The following is a 21,145-nucleotide window of genomic DNA, read 5'->3' as shown; positions in this document are numbered from 1 at the left end:
TGCTCGTCCTCTCACTTGAGCAACTTCGCCTGTCGGCGTAGTTGGTTGGTGTATTCCTGCTTCTCCACCACCAGCGGGTACTGCTCGACGTGGTAGAGCTCGAGGCCCGCGTGCAGATTCGGTTGCGCGCCGAGCAGTGCATGCTCGAATCTGGCCGCGCGGGTGGGGTTCTCGCCGCGCACCAGCAGGTAGTCGGCGATCAGGTCGGCTTGGCGCGTGTAGACGTCCCAGTGCGAGCCGATCGGGCGAACCATGCCCACCACGAACAGGTTTCGGGTATGTGGCGGAAAGATATTGAGGTACAGGCCGGGTCGCGGCGTGCCATCGGGCCAGTTCAGGTGCTCCCGGTCCACGACCGGGTAGTCCGGGACGTAACCCGTTGCCAGCAGCACCAGATCGACCTTCTCCTCGGTGCCGTCCGCGAAGGTCACCCGGTCGTCGTCGATGCTCTGCACCCCGGGTTTGGCCACGATGTCGCCGTGCGCGTAGTGATGGTGGATCTGGTCGCCGAGCATCGGGATCACGATCTCCGGACCGGATGCGGGCACCGGCAGCCCGAAGGTGGCCGATCGTCGCCGCAGATAGGCGAAGAACAGTTCCAGGGACCGCCGCCGCAGCGGCCGCCACATCCGGCCCTGCAGCATACTGTCCGTGGTGCGGCCGAACATGTACTTGGGCATGCAGTAGAAGCCACGGCGGCTGCTGTGCAGGGTGAGCGCCGCGTTGACGGCGCTGTCGGCGAGGATATCGGCGGCGGACTGGCCCGCGCCCACCACCAGCACCCGTTTGCGCAGCACCTGGTCCGGATGCCGGTACTCGCTGGAGTGCAGCACCGGCACACTCGGAGTGCCCGGAATATCGATGTGCCGGGGCAACCGGTCGTGCCCGGTGGCCACGACCACGCCCGCGTAGGTGCGACGCACCCCGTCGGCGAGGGTGACCTCCCAGCCCGCCTCCGGACCGTCGGGCAGCGGACGCACCCGGTCCACGGCCGTGTTCAACCGGATGTGCGGCCACAGCTCGTAGGTGTCGGCGAAGGCCCGCAGGTAACGCATCACCAGCTCGTGCCCGGGGTAGTCCGGATACTCCTGCGGCATGGGGAAATCCGGGAAGGCCTGCAGCGCCTTGGAGGCGATGACGTGGGTATTGCTGCTCATCCGGGTGTCGGCCCGGCGGGCGTCCCACAGGCCGCCGATATCGCCGGCGGCCTCGAACACTTCGACCGACAGCCCGCGGCCGGTGAAGGCGCGGGCCGTGGCCAGCCCGGCCGCCCCCGCGCCGATGACGCAGTAGGTTCCCTCGGTCATGCCGCTCCGATCGGCTGGGGCTCCGGTTTCCCTGCGCCGCTGGGAGTTTCGGCGGGTTCGGTACCGTTCGCGGCACGCAGCGCCAGCGCGAAGCAGGCCAGGTACATCAGGAACTGGGCGATGAGCGTGAAGTACACGTTCTCGGTGTAGAGGGCCAGGATCAGCCAGACCACGGTGAGCGCCGCGACATTGCGCGCGGTGGCACGCATCAGACCGGCATAGGCCGCCAGCATCCACAGCGCACCGACGGTGATGTACACCCAGGGCCCGAACGGCGCCCGGAACGACGCGAGCGTCAGTACCGCCAGCCAGACCACCACCTGTTCGGCGCGGAACCGCGGCCCGGCGGTCACGGCGGCGGCGCGTCGCCGCAACCGCAGCGCGGTCACCGCCACCAGCACCACCAGCAGCAGGGTGTACACATTGGTGATCAACCGCGCGGGCCCGGTCGGATCTCCGATATCCCAGCCCATGATGTTCGCCTTGTACGGCAGCCCGAACGGCGAATAGTTGACCAGCTGGTTGGACCGCTGCTCCAGCACCCATTGGTGGAATTCACCGCTGGCCAGCCGCTTCCAGGTGCCGTCGGCGAGGAACTGCCGCCACGGCTCCCAGCCGAACACCAGATAGGTTGCCGCCGAGTATATTCCGCACCACGCGCCGGTCCACAGCGCAGGTTTCCAGCGCCGCTGCGCCAGCAGGTACACGACCAGGATGGCCGGTGATACCTTGGCGACGATCGCGAAAGCCAGTGCGGCCCCTCCGAGTACATTGCGGCGCAGTTCGAACAGCACCATCGCCCCGACGACTCCGACGTACAGCACGAGCACGTGGATATTGCCGATTTGCAGGGTCGCCAGCGTCGGCAGGCTGATCCACACCGCGGGCGTCAATGCCGCCAGCACCGCGCCCTGGCGCCCGCCGATCCAGCGTGCGATGGCGAGCATGCCGATCAGGACCGCGGCGACATACAGCGAGTACCACAGCGCCCGCAGCGTGGCGAAATCGTGGCTGAAGAGCAACAGCAGCCGCGGCAGCAGCAGGAACGGCGGCGGGTACAGATAGGCGTCGCGGTCCTGCGGTGCGACGCCGGGCAGCACCGAGTCCGCGTCCGGGGAGTCGTAGCGGTGCCGGTTGTAGAGGTCGGCGGGATCGTGTTCGGCCACCAGCGCACCGCTGATGTATCCGGACAGGTGGGTTTTCTTCACCAGGAAGTCGTCGTCCGGCGACAGCGAGGCGTCGGTGTTGTGGGCGTCGAGGATGAACTGGGTGAGCCGGGCGAGGAGCGCGACCACTAGCACGATGGGCACGCTCCACAGCACCCGCACCCAGATCTTTTTGGTGCGCACCATCTCGCGCCACTCCGCCGGCACCAGCGGCACCCCGATGACGAAGAGCACTGCGGCGCAGGCGATGCCGAGTACGGCCACCAGGATGTTGGGCGCCCCGGCCACGGCCAGCACGATCATGACGACCGGTGCCAGCACGCCCACGGCGAATACCGCGAACATGGCCGAGTAGTAGTCGAGGGAGCCGCGGAACCGGCTCCAAACCGTCGCGATCATCGGGCGCTTCCTTCCACCGCGGTGCGGACGTGTTCGGCGACGGCGCTCGGATCGGCGGCCGCGCGCAGTGCCGCCCCGACGTCGTGCGCCGCGGCCGCGTAGGCGGGCTCTTCGAGCAGGGCGGTGACCGCATCGGCGAGCGCGCCGATATCCTCTTGCGCCTCACGGCTTTCCGCCGTCCGGCCGGCGCCCGTGCGCACGACGCCCTGGGCATAGTCGAACTGGTCGAACATCTGTGGCAGCACCAGTTGCGGCAGCCCGAACCAGCAGCCGGTCAGCCCGGTCGTGGAGCCGCCGTGGTGAACGAGCGCATCGCAGTCGGCCAGGAACAGTTGCAGCGGTATGTTCTCCACCACCCGGATGTGCTCGGGCTGCTCGCCGAGCAGCTCTCGCTCCCCTGGCGACAGCGCCACCACCACGTCGGCGTCCGGCAGTTTCGCCAGCGCGTCCACCGCGGCGCGCAGCGGCCGCGCTCCGGTCAGGGCGAGCACGCTGCCGCCGAAGCAGACCGCGATCCGCTTGCGGCCCTGGCGTTTCGGCATCGGCTCGGGCAGCGTGCCGGTGCCGTTGTACGGGACGAATCGCATGAGGATGCCCTCGAGTGCGTCGGGGGCCTGCACCGGCGGCGGGCAGATGTCCAGCACCGCAACGGGTTCGGCAAGGGCGCGCCCGCCCGGCGCGGTCGATTCGGCGGCCAGCTGGGCGGTGTGTTCGGTGAACGGCCCGCCGGTGGGGTCGATGCCCCAGCGATGCGACACCACGGGCAGTTCGAGTTCGGCGCCCAGTGCCCGCCCGATGGTAGCCAGCGGATCGGTGACAATGACGTCTGCGTCCCAGTCGCGCGCCACCTCGGCGAAGGCGTCGAGGTGGTCGATGGCGTGCCGGTGCCAGTTCTGCGCCGCGATGTGCCACAGGCCCGCGCCGCGCGGCTGCTGCCGGTCGGCGAATAGCGGCTGCGGGAACATGTCCGGGTTGACGACAGCGCGCAGGTCGTCGAGCGGGACGTCCAGCGCCGTCAGCGGGGCCGCGTGCAGGCCCGCCCGTACCGCGGTGTCGGCGACATCGCGCCGGGAGGCGACGAGCACCTCGTGCCCGGCCAGCCGCAGCGCCCAGCAGAACGGCACCATGGCCAGCAGGTGGCCCGGTGAGGGAGTGGGAATGATGAGGAATTTCATGCCGATTGCTCCGGGATCTGCTTCAGCCACTCCATGGGATTGGTGTGCCGCGGCACCCACGGTGCCGCGGATTGCTCAGCGTTGCACCGCTTTTCGATGAACACGATGTTGTGGTAGAAGTGCACGCCGCCGATCCACTCGTCGTGCGGACCGGCCGGGCGCGCGGCGTCGGACTCGAACTCGCGGTGGTGCAGCGCGTCCACGAGGGTCTTGAGGTAGCCGACCGAGGTGGACGGGTCGTCCGGGCGGGTGCTGCTGCCGCCCCAGCCTGACCAGTAGGAGGTCTGGGTGTCTTCCACCACGTACAGGCCGCCGGGCCGCACATGGGGGAACAGCGCCTCGAACGAGGCGATCACGTCACCGCTGATGTGGCTGCCGTCGTCGATGACCACGTCGAACGGCCCCAGGCCCCGGCCGAGTCCGTCGAGGAACTCCCGGTCGCCCTGGTCGCCCTGGATCGGCTGGATGCGCGGCTGTATCAACCCGGACTTGTCGAAATAGTCCAGTCCGAGGACCATGCCGCGGCGGAAGTACTGCTTCCACATGAGCAGTGAGGCACCGCCCGCGCTCGGGTTCTGGAAGCCGCCGATGCCCAGCTCCAGCACTCGGACCCGGCTGTCTCGCAGCGGTGCGAAATGCCGCTCGTAGTGCTGGGTGTACCAGTGTCCGGCCCACTTGTCGGAGCCGTAGGACAGCGACAGCTCGCCCAGATCGTAATGCGTAGGGGCGCAGGCGGTCACGATGCGGTGGGCGGCCAGCTCAGCGGCGGAGCGGGCGACCCGCCACGGGTCCGCCGGATCGAAGCTACCCGGACCGGGTTCGTCCTTGATCGCGATGCCGCGGGTGGCGCTGCCCGCGCCGGGCGGACCGTATACCGCACGCAGCAGCTCGACCAGGTCCTGGCGTATCACCAGCCACGGATCGCTCACGGCACCCGCGGCGATGGCCGGATCCTCCGCGCCGACGGTCATCACATAGTCGAGCCGTTTGCCCTCGTGGCTCAGTTCGAACACCGTCGTCACCGGCTGCGCGGGCGGAGTACCGAATCGGCTGCGCCAGGCGATCTCCCGCAGCACCGCGACGGCGACGGTGTCGGGACCGATTTCGCCGAGCCGCGCCGCGGTGTCCTCGTAGGTGCCGTCCGCGATCGAGATCAGCTGGCCGGCGAGTACGTTCTCGTCACTGTAGTTCACGTGATCCATCTCCTCCGCCGGTCGCGACCGGCTCCGAAAACACTCGAGCCGGTGGGTCGTCCACCAGCTCCACCCCCTCGGCGGTGAGCAGGGCGCGCACCATGCCGGTGAAGTCCACCGACGGCCGCCAGCCGGTCCGTTCCCGCAGTCGCCGGGCGTCGCCGACGGCCGGCGGATCGCTGCGCGTCAGCACCGACGGCTCCTCCCGCACGTACCGGGTCCACTCCAGGCCCGCCAGACCGAAAGCGGTGGCGCAGAATTCGGCGACGGTGTGGTGCTCACCCGTCGCCATGACGAAGTCGTCGGGTACGTCCAGATCGAGGACGCTGGTCATGGCCTCGACATAGTCGGGGGCGTACCCCCAGTCCGCGCCCGCCGCCAGCCGTCCCACCACGAGTTCACGGGCCCTGCCGCGCTGGATGCGCGCCACCGCCGTGACGATCTTGCGGGAGACGAATTTCTCCGGCCGCAAGGGTGATTCGTGGTTGAACAGGATTCCGGCGGTGGCGAACACCCCGCGGGCCCGATAAGTGCGGCAGGCCAGCAGGCCCGCCGCCTTGGTCAGCCCGTACACCGACGCCGGCCGCAGTCCGCTGCCCTCGTCGCGCGGCACGCCGTCGCCCGGACCGAAGACGTGCGAGGAGGCGGCGTAGAACAGTCGCGTCCCGGTGTGGTGCCGGAGCACGGCCTCGGCGAAGTGCTGCACCTGCAGGGTGTTCACCAGGTGCGAGTCGCGGGCAAGCCGCACCGCGTCGGGCGGCGGATCCTGTGACGAATGCTGCACGGCCGCAAGCAGATACACCTGACTCGGCCGTTCGGTGGCGATGAGCCGGTCGACGGCCTCCGGGTCGGTGACGTCCACCGGGCCGGCCCGGCCGAGTCCGATCACCCGGTGGCCCCGGGCGGTGAGCAGCCGGGTCAGCAGGGTGCCGTCCTGACCGCCCGCCCCGGTGACGACGACGGTCATCTCACACCACTTCCAGTTCCGGCAGCGGGAATACCATCCGGCCGCCCGCGGCCCGGAAGTCGCGTTCGCGGTCGAGCAGCATGGCCCGGAAGTGCCAGGGGAGCACGAAGTACTGGTCCGGGGCGAGTTCTCGCGCCTGCTCCTCCGAGACGATCGGAATGCCGGTGCCGGGGGTGTACTTGCCGAACTTGTCCGGATTGACCTCGGCCATACAGGGCAGGTCGGCGGTGTCGATACCGCAATGCTGCAGTACCACATTGCCTTTGGTGGAGGCCCCGTAGCCGAGGGTGCGCAGGCCCGCATCCCGGGAGCGGTCGAAGAACGCGCGTACCTGCTCGCGGTGCCGGTCGACCCGCTTGGCGAAGTCGGCGTAGACCTGCGGCCCGTCCAGGCCCAGCCGCGCCTCCTCCTGCCGCATCCGGATCAGCTCGACCGGTTCGGGACGGTCGCTCGCGCCGCGCTTGCCCAGCGTGAGCGCGAAACTGCCGCCATTGACGCCATTGCCCTCCACCTCGAGCACCTCGAAGCCGGTGCTCCGGGCCATCCACTCGATTTGGTGCAGCGCGTAGTACTCGAGGTGCTCGTGGCAGATGGTGTCGTAGGAGGTGGTCGCGAGCATGGCGGGCAGATAGCTCTGCTCCAGCACCCAGATGCCGTCGTCGGCCAGGCCGGCGTGCACGGCCGCCATGAATTCCAACGGCCTCGGCACGTCGTAGAACATGGCAATGGAGGTGATCACCTTCGCCTTGCGCGCGCCGAGCAGGTCCGCGGCCAGCTCCCGAGTGAAGTACGCCGGCACCAATTCCACGTGCCCGGGATAGAACTCGCGGAACTTCTCCCCCAGTGGATCGATGCCCAGCAGCGTGGCCGAACCCGCCGGGTACCACCGCAGCAGCGTCGCGTCATTGCTGCCGATGTCGATCACCAGATCGTCGGGCCCCAGGTCCACCCGCTCCCGGATGCGCGCCACCCGGTGCCCCAGATGGTCGATCATGGACCGGTTCAGTCCGGACCGGTAACCGTAACCGGCGGAATACATCTGATCGAAGTCGGCGGTGTGGCGCAGTTGCACCAGGCCGCACTGGTCGTCGCCGTCGCGCACACAGCGCACCAGCTCCAGCGGATAGCGCGGCGCAGCGGTGGGGTCGGCGGCCGGGAACACCCCCGTCAACGCCATGTCGCCGAGGTCGAGAACCGTTTCCAGCCGGGTGTTCTCACACACCCGGCAGCGGTCGATGGCATGTGTCACGCGTTCTCCATATCGTGGGCCACCATCAGCCGGACCAGCTCCTCGAAACTGGTGCGCGGTGCCCAGCCGAGCTTCTCGCGGGCCTTGGTGGGATCGCCCGTCAGGTGGTGGACTTCGGCGGGGCGGAAGTAGACCGGATCGACCTCCACCAGCACCCGCGAGGTGCGCCGGTCGATGCCCTTCTCCTCCAGGCCCGTTCCCTCCCAGACCAGGGGGATGCCGACGGCGTCGAACGCCACCTCGCACAGCTCGCGCACGCTGTGCGTCTCGCCGGTGGCGATCACATAGTCGTCGGGTTCGGATTGCTGCAGCATGAGCCACATCGCCTCGACGTACTCCTTGGCATAACCCCAGTCCCGCCGCGCCTCCAGGTTGCCGATGAAGAGCTTCTCCTGCTTGCCCTGGGCGATCCGCACCGCCGCGCGGGTCACCTTGCGGGTTACGAAAACCTCTCCGCGCCTGGGTGATTCATGGTTGAACAGGGTGCCGTTCACGGTGTACATGCCGTAGGCCTCACGATGGTTCACGGTGATCCAATAGGCGTACAGTTTGGCTACCGCGTAGGGCGAGCGGGGGTGGAACGGGGTGGATTCGTTCAGCGGGGTGTCGTGCAGTCCGCCGTACAGCTCCGACGAGGACGCCTGGTAGAACTTGGTGGCGATGCCGGTCTTGCGGATGGCGTCCAGGATGCGCAGTGTCCCAACGGCATTGGTATCCGCGGTGAACTCCGGGATCTGGAACGAGATGTGCACGTGGGATTGCGCGCCCAGGTTGTAGATCTCTACGGGCCGCACCTCCTCCAGGATGCGGTTGAGGCTGGAGGAGTCCATCAGGTCCCCGTAGTGCAGGAGCAGGCGGCGCCGCGAGGGCGAGTCCGCGTACAAGTGATCGATGCGGTCGGTGTTGAAATTCGAGGTACGCCGCACAATTCCATGCACTTCGTAACCCTGCTGTAGCAGGAATTCGGTCAGATACGAACCGTCCTGCCCTGTTATACCGGTAACCAAAGCCTTCTTCATCAGCCCTCCGAGCGCCAAGGCTAACTGTGCGCGAATTCACGGTCAATACCTATCTTTTCAGGCTCTTACGGTTTAATCTCCTTACCATGGAAGCGGCCGCCGAAAAGACCTTGATAATGATTCCGACCTATAATGAGCGGAATAATGTCGGACCACTGGTCACTCAAATATTCGAGCAGGGCGACGATTTCGACATCCTTTTCGTCGACGACAATTCTCCGGACGGCACCGGGGAATTTCTGGACGAGCTGGCCCGCACGCACGCACCGCGCCTGCACGTACTGCACCGCCAGGCCAGACGGGGGGTCGGATCCGCACATCAAGCGGGTATTCGGTGGGCGTACGAGCATGGATACAACGCCCTCGTAACAATGGATTCCGATTTCGCTCATCCGCCCTCGTACCTGCCCACTCTGCGCGCTGCTGCGGCCGGTTACGACATTGCGGTCGGATCGCGCTATCTGAAACCCGACAGCCTGGCCGACTGGACTCCCTTCCGCAAAATCCTCACCCGCGTCGGGCACTTCCTCACAGTGACCCTGCTGCGCATGCCATACGATGCCACCGGCGCTTTTCGATACTACCGGCTCGACACCGTCCCTGTCGCGGCATTCGATCTCGTGCGATCTACTAGCTACTCCTTTTTCTTCGAAAGTCTCTACATTCTCAACAGGAACGGTTTCTTGATTCGACAGATCCCGATCCATGTACTGAACCGCACTGCGGGCGCGTCCAAGATGCGCACTCGCGACGTGGCCACCAGCGTCCGGTTCCTGCTGCTGCTGTGCACCGAGCAGTACCTGCGGCCGAGCCGCCACCGGATCGCCGCGCCTACGCATCGCCGCCCCGCATCCGCCTGAGCCAGCCGATCACGTCGCGGGCGTCGGGCCAGTCGGGCTCGGTGCCCGTGACCGGGAACTGGTCGTCCACATAGTCTTTGGCGAACTCCGAGCGCGACCCGACGGCGTCACGTACCTCGGCGAGCGTGACCGCCGTGCGGGCGCCGACCTCGGCCAGGCCGGTGCGGTCGAGGCGGGCGGCGATCCACTCGGCGCACCAGGCGACCGGCGCGAAGCTCTGCCGCGAGGTGCCGCTGGCATAGACGGGTCGGTCGGCGACCAGGTCCGCCAGTACACCCTTGCGGTAGTCGCCGCCGTACATGGGGCCCAGCCGGACGATGAGATCCGCGGGGCCGCAGAGCTGCTCGGCTTCCACGCGGTGCCGCCCGTACACCGTGTCGAGCTGGGTGCGCGCCGAAATGCTGCTGATCTGGACGAACCGGTCCCACTTCCAGTCCTGCCGCAGTCGTTCGGTCTTGCGCACCGTCTCGGTGTGGTCGTCCGCCGGATTGTGTTCGGCCCAATAGCGTTTCGAGGGGCAGGCGGCGTTGACGAGCACGTCGTAGTGGCCCGCGTCGCGCAGCCGGTCGTGGTCGGCGCGCACCACCGGCACCACGTCACAGTCCCCGCCGCGGCGCAGCGCCGCCACCAGCTCCGAGCCGACGTAACCGGCAGCCCCGACGACGGCGACCCGGACCATCAGCTGTTGCCTTCCAGTGTGTGCGGCAGCGGCTGCACCTGCACGATCGGCGGATCGCATTCGTCCCAGGGTTTGGTCAGCATGGCCACGAAGGTCAGCGGCGTGATGGAGTAGACGGCGTGCATCACACCGATGGGGGTGCGGGTGCAGATGCCCTTGGAGATGTGGATGAACTCCTCCGGGCAGTCCGGGTCGTTGTGGTCGTCCTTGGTGATCAATACGCCCTCGCCCTCGACGAACAGCAGATATTCGACGAAGTGCGGGTGGTAGTGCAGGCCGCGCACCTTGCCGGGATGCATGTAGATGAGGTTGAACTCGAGCAGCGGTTCCGGTGGCACCCAGGTGAAGATGCCGCCCCGGCCGTCGCGGATGGTGTCGAGATTGCACGTGGGCTTGAGGACGTCGACCTTCATCATTTTCCTTCATCGGATGGACGCTGCGTCCGGACGGAGCGCATCGAGTTTGTCGGCTATGGACGCGACCACGGCGTCGCGCTGATCGGTCAGGAAGAAGTGGCCGCCGGGGAACAGCTCGGTGGACAGCACCCGCGGCAGGACGTCGCGCCACGCTTCCAGTTGGCTGGTCGCGACTTGGCGGTCCGCGCGGCCGCCGTAGAGGTGGACCGGGCACCGCGGCGGTTGCCGGGGCGTGAACCGGTAGTCGTCGAAGATCTCGAAATCGCCGCGCAGCGCGGGCAGGAACAGCGCCATCACCTCCGGCGTGTCCCGCACCTCCGGTGGTATGCCGCCGTAATGGCCGATGGCGGTGCGGAAGTCGTCGTCGGACAGTCCGGACAGGCGTGGCGGGCGCGGCAGGTGCGGGGCCGCGACGGCGCCGAGGAACAGCGCCACCGGCGCGGCCCCCTCCGGCAGACGGCAGGCGACCTCGTAGGCGGTGAGCGCGCCGAGGCTGTGCCCGAAGAACGCGAACGGCAGGTCGGTGAGCGGAAGCACCTGGGCCAGTGCCGATTCCACCAGGTCGCCGAAAGCCCGAATGGGTTCCTGGGCGCGGAACGGCTGCCGCGCGGGCAGTTCGGCGACGCAGACCTCCACCCAGTCGGGCAGCAGTGACCGCCATTCCCCGTACACCGTCGCGCGGCCGCCGGCGAACGGCCAGCAGAACAGCCGCATCCGGGGCGGCCCGGCGGCGCGCCGGTACACCGCCAGCTCGCCCGCGACCGCCGTCCGCTGCGCCACCCGGCTTGCCGCCGGACCGTCGGCCGCGATCGGCCGGAGCGCGGCGAGCGTGCGTGGCCGGCCCGCGGTGGTATGCGCAGGTGCCGGATGCCGCGCGGCGACCTCGCGCAGCTGCCGCACGGTGGACACCGCGCTGACCTGGTGTCCGAGGGCGGCGAAGAACTTCGACAGCGGTGCGGAGGGGCCGATTTCGTAGATGTCGGCGGTGGTCCGGGTCAGGACTTTCATGGTCTCGGTCCAGCGCACCGGTGCGCTGATCTGGCGGACCAGGTGGTCGGCCACCGTCTCGGGCCGGTGGAAGTCGCCGGTGTAGTTCGAGACCACCGTGACCGCGCGGGCGGACCGGATGCGCGGTGCGCACTCGGCCAGCCGCGCCGCGAACTCCGCTTCGATCGGGCGCATGAGCCGGGAATGGAACGGCGCGCTGACCCGCAGTGGCACGAACCGCAGGTCCGGGACTCGCCGGGCGAGCGTCTCGCGCAATGCGGCCACATCGGTGGCGCGGCCGCTCACGACGAGTTGGTCCGGCGAGTTGTCATTGGCGATCTCGACGCCCGCCGCCGCCACCAGGTCACGGATGCCGGTGGCGGCGATATCGGGCCGGATGAGCGCGGCCATGGCCCCCTCGCCCTCCGGTACGGCGCGCTGCATGAGCGCGCCGCGGGCCCGCACCAGCCGGACGGCGTCGGCGAGTTCCAGCGCGCCCGCCGCTACCAGCGCGGTGTACTCGCCGAGGCTGTGCCCGGCGAAACCAGCTGGTGCGAGCCCGGTTTCGGTGATCAGCACCCGGTACGCCGCGATCTCCATGGTGAGCACGCTCGGCTGCGTGTACTCGGTCAGGTGCAGTCGCGGGTCCCGGTCCCGGCATACGGCGAACAGATCCTCGCCGACGGCCTCGCTCGCCTCGGTGAATACCGCACGGGCGAGCGGGAATTCGGCACAGAAGTCCACGCCCATCCCGGTGCGCTGCGCGCCCTGCCCGGGGAATACGACGACCGGTCCGTTCATCGCGCCGCCTCCGCCGTCGGGGCGTCCACGCGCGGCGGCGGCAGGTAGCCCGCCTCCGCGCAGTGCGCCAGGTACACCCGCACCAGGTCCTCGGTGGTCGGGCAGTCGATCCCGGCCGCCCGGAGTATCCGGCGCGTGTAGGCGCAGTCGGCGTAGGAGCTCTGCTGATAGTGGACGAAGCCGAAGATCTCGATGCCGAACTTGAACATCTCGAGGGTTTGGCTGTCGTAGGGTTCTTCGCTGCCGCGCCACCGGATTTCGCGCTCGGTCACGCGGGCGTGGAACTGTTCCAGCGGAACGAAATCCACGCCGTATCCCGCCTCGCGCACATAGTGGACGACGTCGTAGTAGCGGCGGATGTCCGGGTTGGTGAGGTGGTAGGTCTCCCGGTAGGTGGGACGGCGCAGGGCGATGTGCAGGATGCCCGCGGTGACATAGTCCACCGGGGTGATGTCCCAGTGCACCGGCGTCAGCATGGTCTCACCGGTCTCGATCATCGTCTTGAGGATGTCGTAGTAGACGCCCTTCACGCTGACCTCGGAGAACGGGTAGCGGCCGGTCGTGCCGTCGCCCATGATGTTGCCGGGCCGCACGATGTCCCACAGCAGGCCCTGCTCACTCGCCGCCCGCACCAGCTTCTCCGACTCGTACTTGGTCTGCTGGTACGGCAGGTGGTCGTAGCCCTGACCCAGCTCCAGGTCGCGCTCGGTGAACGGCGGATTGTCGTAGTTGAGCCGGTCCCCCATCATGCTGAAGCTCGACACGTACACCAGGTACCGGCCACGCGAGCGCAGCGCGAAATCGATGGCGCGGCGGGTGCCTTCGACATTGATCGGCGCGAGCGCGTCGTAGAACGTCACCAGCGTCGTGCGGCCCGCCACGTGGACGGTCAGGTCCACCTCGTGCGGCAGCCGCTGCCAGGTCTGCTCGTCCAGTCCCAGCCGATCCTGGGAGACGTCACCGAGCACGACGCTCACCCGCGCCTCGAACGCCTCGCCGAGGCTGCCGTCCGGGTCGTAGGTGTCGAGGAAGTGCTTGACGCGGCTGCGGGCCGCCGCCACGGACTCGCCGCGCACCAGACAGGTCACCCGCACAGCGGTCGTGGCGAGCAGATCGTGCAGCAGTTTGCCGCCGAGCACCCCCGTGACGCCGGTGATGAACACCGACTCCACCGCAACGGGCGCGTCGAGCGTCACCACCGGAATCTCGCTGTGCTCCAAGGTATCCCGGTCATCGGCAGTGGTGACCGATGTCGTCGCCCGCGGCGTTGCCGCGATGATGCCCTCGTCCACGAGGTAGTCCGCCAGCGCGCGGATAGTCGGATACTGCTCGGTCGACTGCGCCGGAATGCGCACGTCGTACTGCTTCATGAGCCGGTTGAGCATGCGGACGGTGGCCACCGAGTCGAAGCCGAAGTCGGTGAAGTCGGCATCGAAATCCAGTTCCGCCGGATCGGTCTTGGTGAGATCGGCGAAAATGTCCCGGATCTCACCCCGCAACCGGTCCCGCAGGTCGTCGGTATCGGTGCCCGGGTGCCGGGCCGCACCATCGGTGCCGACGCCGTTCGATCCGGCCTTCGTTTCGTGGCCCACGTCCGGGCGGTCCACCCCGTCCGCGGCTGCGGGCATCCCCGGCCGCGTGGCGGAGGCGCCGTTGGCGCTGGACACCACGGCAGTGGTGCTGGACGCCGACCACCGCATCGGCTCAGGAATGTGCCCATTGCGGTGGGGTGCGTCCGGGCCGCTCCGATCGGATGCGGGTGTCCGGCGCTGATAGTCCTCCGGCACGATCCAATACCGTTGCCGGGCAAAGGGATAGGTGGGCAGGCTGACGATGCGCCCGAACGGCTCTCCGTACAGGTCCGCCCAGTCGACGACCCAGCCCGACGCCCACAGTTCCGCGACCCGGGCCAGCTTGCCCGCGCCGAGCAGGCCGCGGAGATAGTCGCGGTCCGTCTCGGACTCGCCGGGCAGCTCGTCGGCGTCGCGGTGGGTGCGGGCCACGCCCCGGAAGACCGGGGAACCTGCTGCCGGAGAATGGTTTTCGCCGACCTCAGCGAGCCGCGCCAGCAGCTCGTCTGCGGATTCCGCCACCACGGCCAGTCGGTGGGTGAACTGGGCGCGGCCCACGGCGAGCGTCCAGGCCACATCCGCCAGCGACGACGGCCGCTCCCGCAGCTGCCGAGCCAGCCGGTCGGCGGCCTCGGCCAGGCGGTCGGCGTCGCGCGCCGACAGCACCACGATTCGCGGTCGCCGCTCGGCCTCCCGATCCGCCACCGCGTCACCGTCGGTGAGGATGACGTGCGCATTGGCGCCGCCCGCACCGAAGGAGCTGACCGCGGTGACCCGCCGCGTGCCGTCGGCGGGCCGCGGCCACGGTGTGGCCGCGTCGACGACCCGGAAGGGGCTGGCCGCGAAGTCGATTCCCGGGTTGCGTGGGTCGCTGTGCAGGGTTGGCGCCATGGTGTCGTGGCGCAGTTGCAGCAGTGCCTTGACCACCCCGGCCGCTCCGGCGGCGGCCTCGAGATGCCCGACGGACGATTTGGCCGAGCCGATGCCGCAGTAGCCGCGCTCGGCGGTGTGCCGCCGGTACGCGGCGGTGAGCGCGGCGATCTCGATGGGATCGCCGAGGGCGGTGCCGGTGCCGTGGGCCTCCACGTACCCGATGTCGCGGGCGTCGATTCCGGCCGTGTCGAGGGTGCGGCCGATGAGTTCGGCCTGCGCCTGCGGGTTGGGCACGGTGAAGCCATTGGTGTGACCGCCGTGATTGACGGCCGTGCCGCGGATGACACCGTAGATGCGGTCGCCGTCGGCGCGGGCGTGCCGAACCGGTTTCAGCACCAGTGTCACCACGCCCTCGCCCGGCACATAACCGTCGCCGCCGGCGCCGAACGCGCGGCAACGCCCGTCGCTGGAAGCCCAGCGCCCATAGCCGAGCAACTGGTATTTACCGGGATGGATGGACACGTTCACACCACCGGCCAACGCGTACCCCGCCTCACCGCGGCGCAGGCTCTCACAGGCCAGGTGGATCGCGGTGAGTGAGGCCGAGCAGGCGGTGTCCACGGCCAGGCTGGGTCCGGTGAACCCGAAGTGGTAGGAGACCTTGTTCGGGATGGCGAAGTAGCCGGAGATGGGCACACCCACGTACGCCTGGTATTCGGCGTAGCCGACGCCCGCGAAGACTCCGGCGTCGGGAAGCCCGCGCGAGCGGGCACTGGCCCGCAGCCGTTCCGGCGGGTATCCAGCGTCTTCCAGTGCCGCCCACGAGGTTTCGAGGAACAGTCGCTGCTGCGGGTCCATTTCCTCGGCGTCCTTGCCGGTGACGCCGAAGAAGCGGGCGTCGAAGGCGTCGACGTCGTCGATGAATCCGCCCCAGCGCGCATAGGTGGTGCCGGGCTCGTCCGGGTCGTCGCTCAAGTAGCGGCTGTGGTCCCAGCGCTGCGGCGGCACTTCGATGATGCAGTCGCGGCCGGAGACCAGGTTCGCCCAGAACTCGTCGATATCGCGCGCCATGGGAAAGCGACCGGCCATGCCGATGATGGCGATTCCGTCGTCCTCGGTGTCGCGGGGTTCGGAGCGGCCGCGAGACAATGGGCTGCCGTGCGCGGTCCGGGCGGGAGCGGAATCCCGCTGCCGCACGGCATCGGTCGTCGCGCCGAGTGCCGCCACCCGCGCGGGGTGCGCCTCGGCCAGGTAGCCCGCCAGATCCCGCAGCGTCCGGTACTCGAAGAACAGGGTGCTGGGCAGCGACCCGAAATCGGTTTCCAGGCGGTTGGTGAGAGTAGTGATCATGACCGAGTCGATGCCGTAGTCCTGCAAGGGAATACGGGTCCGGATGCGATCCGGGTCGAGTCGGCCGTAGGTGGCCAGCAGGCCCTTGAGGTAGGTCTCCGCAAGGCGCCACAGCGGCTGCCGCACCGGCTCGATGTCGTCCCGCGACTCCCCCACGGCGGTATCGGCAGACGCCGGGAGCGCTTCGACGACATGGGCCGGCGCGGGGTCCGGCGCGAGATCGGTGGCGATCGGCATCCGATCCCGCTCCACCGAGGTGCTGTGCTCCGGGAGCCAGCAGCGTTCCCGGGCGAACTGGTACCCCGGCAGATGGATCCGTCGCCCGCCGGACCATCCGGCGAACTCCACCGCGGCACCGGTTACCCAGCGCCGTGCCGCTTCGTCGGCATCGACGAGCGGTTGTGCGCGCGCAGCCTCCGCCACCGCGTCTTCGGGCACGCTCCCGGTGAAAACTCCTGCGGCCCGGTCATTCTCGGCGAACTCCATGAGCCGCCAGGCGCAGTCCGCCAGGCTGTCGGCCACGACCGCCGCGCGGTGCTCGAATGCGGTGCGGCCCGCGGCCAGGGTGTGCGCCACGTCCGGCAGTGACAGGTCCGGGCGGGCGGCCAGGTGCCGGGCCAGGGCGCGGGCGGCGTCGCGCAGGCTGCGCGGTGTGCGCGCCGACAGCACGACCACGGTCCGGCCCTGGGCCGGCCGGGTGGCAGGTGCGTCCTGATAGCCGTCCACGACGAGATGGGCGTTGGTGCCGCTGAACCCGAACGAGCTGATCGCCGCCCGCCGGGTCCGCCCCGGCCACTCGCGCAGCGCGGTGTTGACGAAGAACGGCGAATTCGCCACGTCCAGTAGCGGATTCACGGTGTCCGCGTGCAGCGACGGCGGAATCTGCCCCGCCCGCATGGCCAGCAGCACCTTGCACAGGCTCGCCACACCGGCGGCGTGGGAGGTGTGCCCGACATTCGACTTGACCGAGCCGATGGGAATCGTGCCGACGGCGGCCGTGTGGTCACGGAACGCCGCGGTGAGCGCCTCGAATTCGATGGGGTCGCCCAATTTCGTTCCGGTGCCGTGGGTTTCGACGTACCCGATGGTGGCGGGGTCGATACCGCTGTCGCGGTAGACGGCCAGCTGCAATTCGGTCTGCGCACGTCCGCTGGGGGCGGTGATGCCGTTGGTGCGCCCGTCGTGATTGACGCCCACACCGCGGATCACGCCGTGGATGGGGTCGCCGTCGCGTTCGGCGGCGGCCAGGGGTTTGAGCACCACCGTGCCCACGCCCTCCGCGATGACGAACCCGTCGGCGTCCGCACCGAAGGCGGCGCAGCGACCGCGCGGTGACAGCATCCCCATCGACGCGGCCAGCAGGTGGTATTCGGGAGTGACGAAGACCGCCACCGCGCCCGCCAGTGCGATATCGCAGTCCCCGGCGGCCAGGCTGCGGCACGCCTGGTGGATCGCCACCAGCGCCGACGAGCACGCCGTGTCGAGGCCCACGCAGGGCCCGGTGAGATCCAGGTGGTAGGCGATGCGGGCGGGCAGGATGGCCGGGCTGTTGCCGGTGAACACGTGGTGCGAGGCGACGCCCGCGCGGTCGCGGATCAGGGTCGCGTAGTCCGATCCCGGCGAGCCCGCGAAGACGCCGCAGCGACCGCGTCGCAGCGACCGCGGATCGATGGCGGCGTCCTCGAGCGCGAGCCAGCTGTGCTCCAGGAACAGCCGCTGCTGCGGATCCATGTAATCGGCCTCGGCGGGCACGATATCGAAGAAGGCCGGATCGAATTGCTCGATGTCGTCGAGGAATCCACCCCACTTCGAATACGTCCGGCCCGGTGTCGGCGGGCCCGCCCGGAAGTAGTCGGCCACGGACCAGCGCGCGGGCGGCACCTCGGTCACGCTGTCGTGGCCGGTCGCCAGATTGCGCCAGAACTCGTCCAGATCGGCCGCGCCCGGGAAGCGCCCCGACATACCGATGATCGCGATATCCGTTTGGCGCGGCGCGGTGTTGCGCGAGTCCGCGCCCGCCTGCGCCGATCGCGGTGCGGCGTCGGTTGCCGCCGCATCCTGGACTTGCGCCCGGCCCCTCGCGCTCGCCGAGACAGTGGTGGGCGCGGAGTGGTCGTTGCCCGTCGTGGCACCGGACCACGCGGCGGCGGGCGCCCTGACCTCGTCGTGTTCCGAAGCGGCCGGTTGTATCACGTTTTCATGCCGCTCTGCAGCGGGCGGTACGGCGTCCGTCTCGAACGGCGTGGGGTGAGTGGCGGACGGTTCGGCGATGATGCGCAGGCTCAGTCGCCGCACCGACGGGTGGTCGAAGACGACGGTGGGGCGCAGCGTGATTCCGTAGCGGGCGTTGACGCGTTCGACGATCTTGACCGCGAGGATGGAGTCGACGCCGTACTCCGACAGCGGTAGCTCTGCCCGCACCTCGGCGGCGGTCACCCCGAGTCCCTCGGCCACGACGGCGGTTACCTCCGCCTCGACCGCGGCGGCGCTCTCGGGCCGCACCGGCAACTGTCGCGGCTCGTGTGAAAGTCCCGATGCAGCCGTGGATTCCGCTCGAGCCGGGGCCGTCTCCGGAGCGGCATCCGCGGTGTCCGGGCTGATCCCGGCGAGCACCCGGAAGCTGGGTTCCGGGTCGGCGGTGAGGTCCGGTCCCCAGGCGTGCAGGTTGGTGAAGCCGGCCTCGGCCAGTGCCGCCCGCCAGCCCTGCTCGGACAGCAGCGGCGAATCCGGCAGGCGCAGGTGCGGATCCCGGTACGCGTGCCAGCCGTCGAGCAGGCCGAAGGTCAGCGCCAGCGCCTCGACATCGGAGGTCACCTCGAACAATGCCAGCATGCCGCCCGGTGCGAGCAGCCGCCGCACGTGCCGCAGCGCCGGAATGATCTCCGGGGTCGCGTGCAGGACGTTCGCGCACAGCACGACATCCGCCGACTGCGCCGGGAAGCCCTGCGTCCCTGGGTCTTCGCTGATGTCCAACACGTCGAACCGCAGCTGCGGACCACCGAAGGTGCGCCGGCCATGTGCGACGAAGCTGTGCGACACATCGGTGTAGCGGTATTCGAACGACACCCCGGCCGCGGTGAGAGCGGCCAGTACGGCGTGCGTGGTTCCGCCGGTGCCCGCGCCCACCTCCAGCACCCGCAGTGGCTCGGTGCGCCCGGCGCCGAAGGCGGCAATCAGGTCGGCGATGAGGGAGTTGGCGAAGTCGTATGCCGGATTACCCCGGTAGATGTCGCCGACCAATCCGAAATCCCCGCCCGGGAACAGCACTTCGGTGGCCTCCCGTGTCCCGCGCAGCACCGCGGGGTAGGCGTCGAGGCAGGTGTCCAGCAGCACGGCGTACGGCTCGGTCTCGGGGTACCGGGCGATCAGATCCGCGCGCATCCATGACGTGCCCGGTGCCGGACCGGTCACCTCGACCCGGCCGTCGAAGCTCCGGATCAGGCGGTGGCGCACCAGGACGCCGAGAGCGGCGCTGAGCAACCGTCGAAACCGCGGCGGGATATCCAGGGCCGCCGCCACACCGCTTTTCGGCCATACCCCCGGCGCGAGTCCCATCGCCGTGAGCGTCCCGAACAACCGCAGTGCCGCATAGCGGGCCAGTTCCGCCTGCCCGGGTTCGACGATGCGCGGGTCCCGCTGCCGAATATCGAAGCGCCGCAATACATCAGCCGCGGAAGCTGGCACGATGCCGGACTCGACGGTGGGCGCGACCGCCGTGCGGCCCACTTCCCCGGCAACCGAAGCCTGCCCACCCACGTCTTCAGCGGCCGGAACCGCTGTGCCGCCGGGATCCCCGGTGGCGGACCGGGTCGGCGGTGTGCTGATCCAGTATTCGTTGCGTTCGAACGGGTATCCGGGTAGCGGCAGGCGGCGCATCGGACCGCCGCGCGACGCCCAGTCCACGATCGCGCCCGAGACCCATTGCCGGGCAATCTCTTCCAGCGGTGCGGCCGGGTCGATCACGGATCGAGCGCGCACCGGGTCGGCCGTTCCGGTGTATACCGTGCCGGGGCGGCCGGTCAGGAAACCGTCCAGCGCGTCGGCCAGTTCGTGCGGCGTGGCCGCCACGACCGCGAGCCGATGGGCCAGGGCGGGCCGCCCGACCTGTAGGGTGCGCACGGCGTCGGAGAAGTCGGCGTGGTCCAGGGCGCGCAGGTGCCGGGCCATCGTCTCCGCGTACCGGTGTAGTCGGTCGCCGGTGCGCGCCGAGAGCACGAACACCTCCGGACCGCCCGCAGCCGCAGGCCGGACCCGCTGCTCGAAATGTTCGGCCAGCACGACGTGCGCGTTCGCACCGCCCGCACCGAAGGCGCTCACCCCGGCTCGGCGCGGCACCGCCGTACCGGCGGCTCGGCGCGGCCACTCCTCGAACCGCTGTGGCAGCCGGAACGGGATCGCGTCGAAGTCGATCGCCGGATTGGCCGGCTCCGCATGCAGTGCCGGCGCGATGCCACCGTGCCGGAACTGCAGCAGCACCCGCGTGAGCCCGGCGATTCCGGCGGCCGCCTCCAGATGCCCGATATTCGACTTCGTCGACCCGATCACGCAGGCCGGCGCGTCCGCTCGGGCACCGAATACCGTTGTCAAGCCATTGATCTCAATCGGATCACCGAGTGCCGTACCCGTGCCGTGCGCCTCGATGTAGTCGATCTCGCCGGGCTCCAGCCCGGCCTCACCCAGTGCCTCGGCGATCACCTCGGCCTGTGCGCTCGGATGCGGCACGCTGTAGCCGGCGGTGTGGCCGCCGTGATTGACCGCACTGCCCAGCACGACGCCGTGAATGGTGTCGCCGTCGGCCAGCGCCGCGCGCAGTGGCTTCAGGTAGAGCGCGCCGACGCCCTCACCCGGCACGTAGCCGTCGGCTCCAGCGCCGAACGGGCGGCACCGCCCGCCGCTCGACATCATGCCCAGGCTTCGCAGCAGCAGGAACTTGTCCGGGTGCAGCAGTAGATTCACCCCGCCCACCACGGCGGCATCGCATTCACCGGCCAGCAGGCTGCGCCGGGCCAGGTGCAGCGCGGTCAGCGATGCCGAACAGGCGGTGTCCACGGTGAGACTGGGCCCGCGCAGCCCTAGCGAGTACGAGACCCGGTTGGCGATCGACGACGGTAGCGACGCCACCGCGACGGCATC

12 protein-coding genes (1 of these 12 cut by a window edge) are annotated in these 21,145 nt (G+C 69.3%); 1 reads left to right on the top strand and 11 read right to left on the bottom strand.

The window, feature by feature from the left end:
• Positions 1 to 11: 11 nt before the first annotated feature.
• From ACQP2D_RS17425 to gmd, 7 genes are read right to left on the bottom strand one after another with little or no spacing between them, the layout of a single operon-like run.
• Positions 12 to 1,307 (bottom strand): flavin-containing monooxygenase, encoded by a 1,296-nt coding sequence (locus ACQP2D_RS17425; RefSeq protein WP_433684737.1) that lies wholly within the window; start codon positions 1,305 to 1,307, stop codon positions 12 to 14.
• Entirely contained in the window at positions 1,304 to 2,872 is a 1,569-nt protein-coding gene (locus ACQP2D_RS17420) for a glycosyltransferase family 87 protein (RefSeq protein ID WP_433684736.1), read from the bottom strand. Before ACQP2D_RS17420 ends, ACQP2D_RS17425 begins: the two co-directional genes overlap by 4 nt.
• Complete coding sequence (locus ACQP2D_RS17415) at positions 2,869 to 4,047, bottom strand: nucleotide disphospho-sugar-binding domain-containing protein (RefSeq protein WP_433684735.1); 1,179 nt, start codon at positions 4,045 to 4,047, stop codon at positions 2,869 to 2,871. Before ACQP2D_RS17415 ends, ACQP2D_RS17420 begins: the two co-directional genes overlap by 4 nt.
• Positions 4,044 to 5,240, bottom strand: a complete 1,197-nt coding sequence (locus tag ACQP2D_RS17410) for a class I SAM-dependent methyltransferase (RefSeq protein WP_433684734.1) — start codon at positions 5,238 to 5,240, stop codon at positions 4,044 to 4,046. Before ACQP2D_RS17410 ends, ACQP2D_RS17415 begins: the two co-directional genes overlap by 4 nt.
• Positions 5,227 to 6,207 (bottom strand): GDP-mannose 4,6-dehydratase, encoded by a 981-nt coding sequence (locus tag ACQP2D_RS17405; RefSeq protein WP_433684733.1) that lies wholly within the window; start codon positions 6,205 to 6,207, stop codon positions 5,227 to 5,229. Before ACQP2D_RS17405 ends, ACQP2D_RS17410 begins: the two co-directional genes overlap by 14 nt.
• Position 6,208: 1 nt before the next feature.
• Positions 6,209 to 7,456 carry a class I SAM-dependent methyltransferase gene (locus tag ACQP2D_RS17400; RefSeq protein ID WP_433684732.1) on the bottom strand — a complete coding sequence of 416 codons (1,248 nt, stop codon included), beginning with the start codon at positions 7,454 to 7,456 and terminating at the stop codon, positions 6,209 to 6,211.
• Positions 7,453 to 8,475, bottom strand: a complete 1,023-nt coding sequence (gene gmd, locus ACQP2D_RS17395) for a GDP-mannose 4,6-dehydratase (protein ID WP_433684731.1) — start codon at positions 8,473 to 8,475, stop codon at positions 7,453 to 7,455. Before gmd ends, ACQP2D_RS17400 begins: the two co-directional genes overlap by 4 nt.
• An 86-nt stretch (positions 8,476 to 8,561) precedes the next feature.
• On the opposite strand from gmd, the gene ACQP2D_RS17390 reads away from it, so the two are divergent.
• Positions 8,562 to 9,335: a glycosyltransferase gene (locus ACQP2D_RS17390; RefSeq protein WP_433684730.1), complete on the top strand. Its 774-nt coding sequence runs from the start codon at positions 8,562 to 8,564 to the stop codon at positions 9,333 to 9,335.
• On the opposite strand, the gene ACQP2D_RS17385 is transcribed toward ACQP2D_RS17390, so the two are convergent.
• The 4 genes in view from ACQP2D_RS17385 to ACQP2D_RS17370 are tightly spaced (at most 9 nt apart) and all read right to left on the bottom strand, a layout consistent with a single transcriptional unit that may run on beyond the window.
• Entirely contained in the window at positions 9,307 to 10,014 is a 708-nt protein-coding gene (locus tag ACQP2D_RS17385; RefSeq protein WP_433684729.1) for a hypothetical protein, read from the bottom strand. The two genes, ACQP2D_RS17390 and ACQP2D_RS17385, sit on opposite strands and share 29 nt — an antisense overlap.
• On the bottom strand, positions 10,014 to 10,427 hold the full coding sequence (locus ACQP2D_RS17380; RefSeq protein ID WP_433684728.1) for a cupin domain-containing protein: 414 nt from the start codon (positions 10,425 to 10,427) through the stop codon (positions 10,014 to 10,016). The genes ACQP2D_RS17385 and ACQP2D_RS17380 overlap by 1 nt, the downstream gene beginning before the upstream one ends.
• Positions 10,428 to 10,436: 9 nt before the next feature.
• Complete coding sequence (locus ACQP2D_RS17375) at positions 10,437 to 12,218, bottom strand: acyltransferase domain-containing protein (protein ID WP_433684727.1); 1,782 nt, start codon at positions 12,216 to 12,218, stop codon at positions 10,437 to 10,439.
• A protein-coding gene (locus ACQP2D_RS17370; protein ID WP_433684726.1) for an SDR family NAD(P)-dependent oxidoreductase crosses the window boundary here: on the bottom strand, positions 12,215 to 21,145 show its 3' portion. It continues 3,258 nt past the right edge of the window; only the last 8,931 of its 12,189 coding nucleotides appear in the window; its start codon lies beyond the right edge, outside the window — the gene reads right to left on this strand; its stop codon occupies positions 12,215 to 12,217. Before ACQP2D_RS17370 ends, ACQP2D_RS17375 begins: the two co-directional genes overlap by 4 nt.

Origin of the sequence: Nocardia sp. CA-119907 (assembly GCF_050955995.1) — a bacterium.
Classification (GTDB): domain Bacteria; phylum Actinomycetota; class Actinomycetes; order Mycobacteriales; family Mycobacteriaceae; genus Nocardia.
The sequence above is the reverse complement of the archived record's forward strand: the minus strand, read 5'-3'. Positions and strand labels throughout refer to the sequence as shown.

What these genes read in the sequence shown, in the direction of transcription:
- ACQP2D_RS17375 (WP_433684727.1), bottom strand. Translation starts at nt 12,218, where the DNA reads ATGAACGGACCGGTCGTCGTATTCCCCGGGCAGGGCGCGCAGCGCACC.
- ACQP2D_RS17385 (WP_433684729.1), bottom strand. Translation starts at nt 10,014, where the DNA reads ATGGTCCGGGTCGCCGTCGTCGGGGCTGCCGGTTACGTCGGCTCGGAG.
- ACQP2D_RS17420 (WP_433684736.1), bottom strand. Translation starts at nt 2,872, where the DNA reads ATGATCGCGACGGTTTGGAGCCGGTTCCGCGGCTCCCTCGACTACTAC.
- gmd (WP_433684731.1), bottom strand. Translation starts at nt 8,475, where the DNA reads ATGAAGAAGGCTTTGGTTACCGGTATAACAGGGCAGGACGGTTCGTAT.
- ACQP2D_RS17415 (WP_433684735.1), bottom strand. Translation starts at nt 4,047, where the DNA reads ATGAAATTCCTCATCATTCCCACTCCCTCACCGGGCCACCTGCTGGCC.
- ACQP2D_RS17390 (WP_433684730.1), top strand. Translation starts at nt 8,562, where the DNA reads ATGGAAGCGGCCGCCGAAAAGACCTTGATAATGATTCCGACCTATAAT.
- ACQP2D_RS17425 (WP_433684737.1), bottom strand. Translation starts at nt 1,307, where the DNA reads ATGACCGAGGGAACCTACTGCGTCATCGGCGCGGGGGCGGCCGGGCTG.
- ACQP2D_RS17405 (WP_433684733.1), bottom strand. Translation starts at nt 6,207, where the DNA reads ATGACCGTCGTCGTCACCGGGGCGGGCGGTCAGGACGGCACCCTGCTG.
- ACQP2D_RS17380 (WP_433684728.1), bottom strand. Translation starts at nt 10,427, where the DNA reads ATGAAGGTCGACGTCCTCAAGCCCACGTGCAATCTCGACACCATCCGC.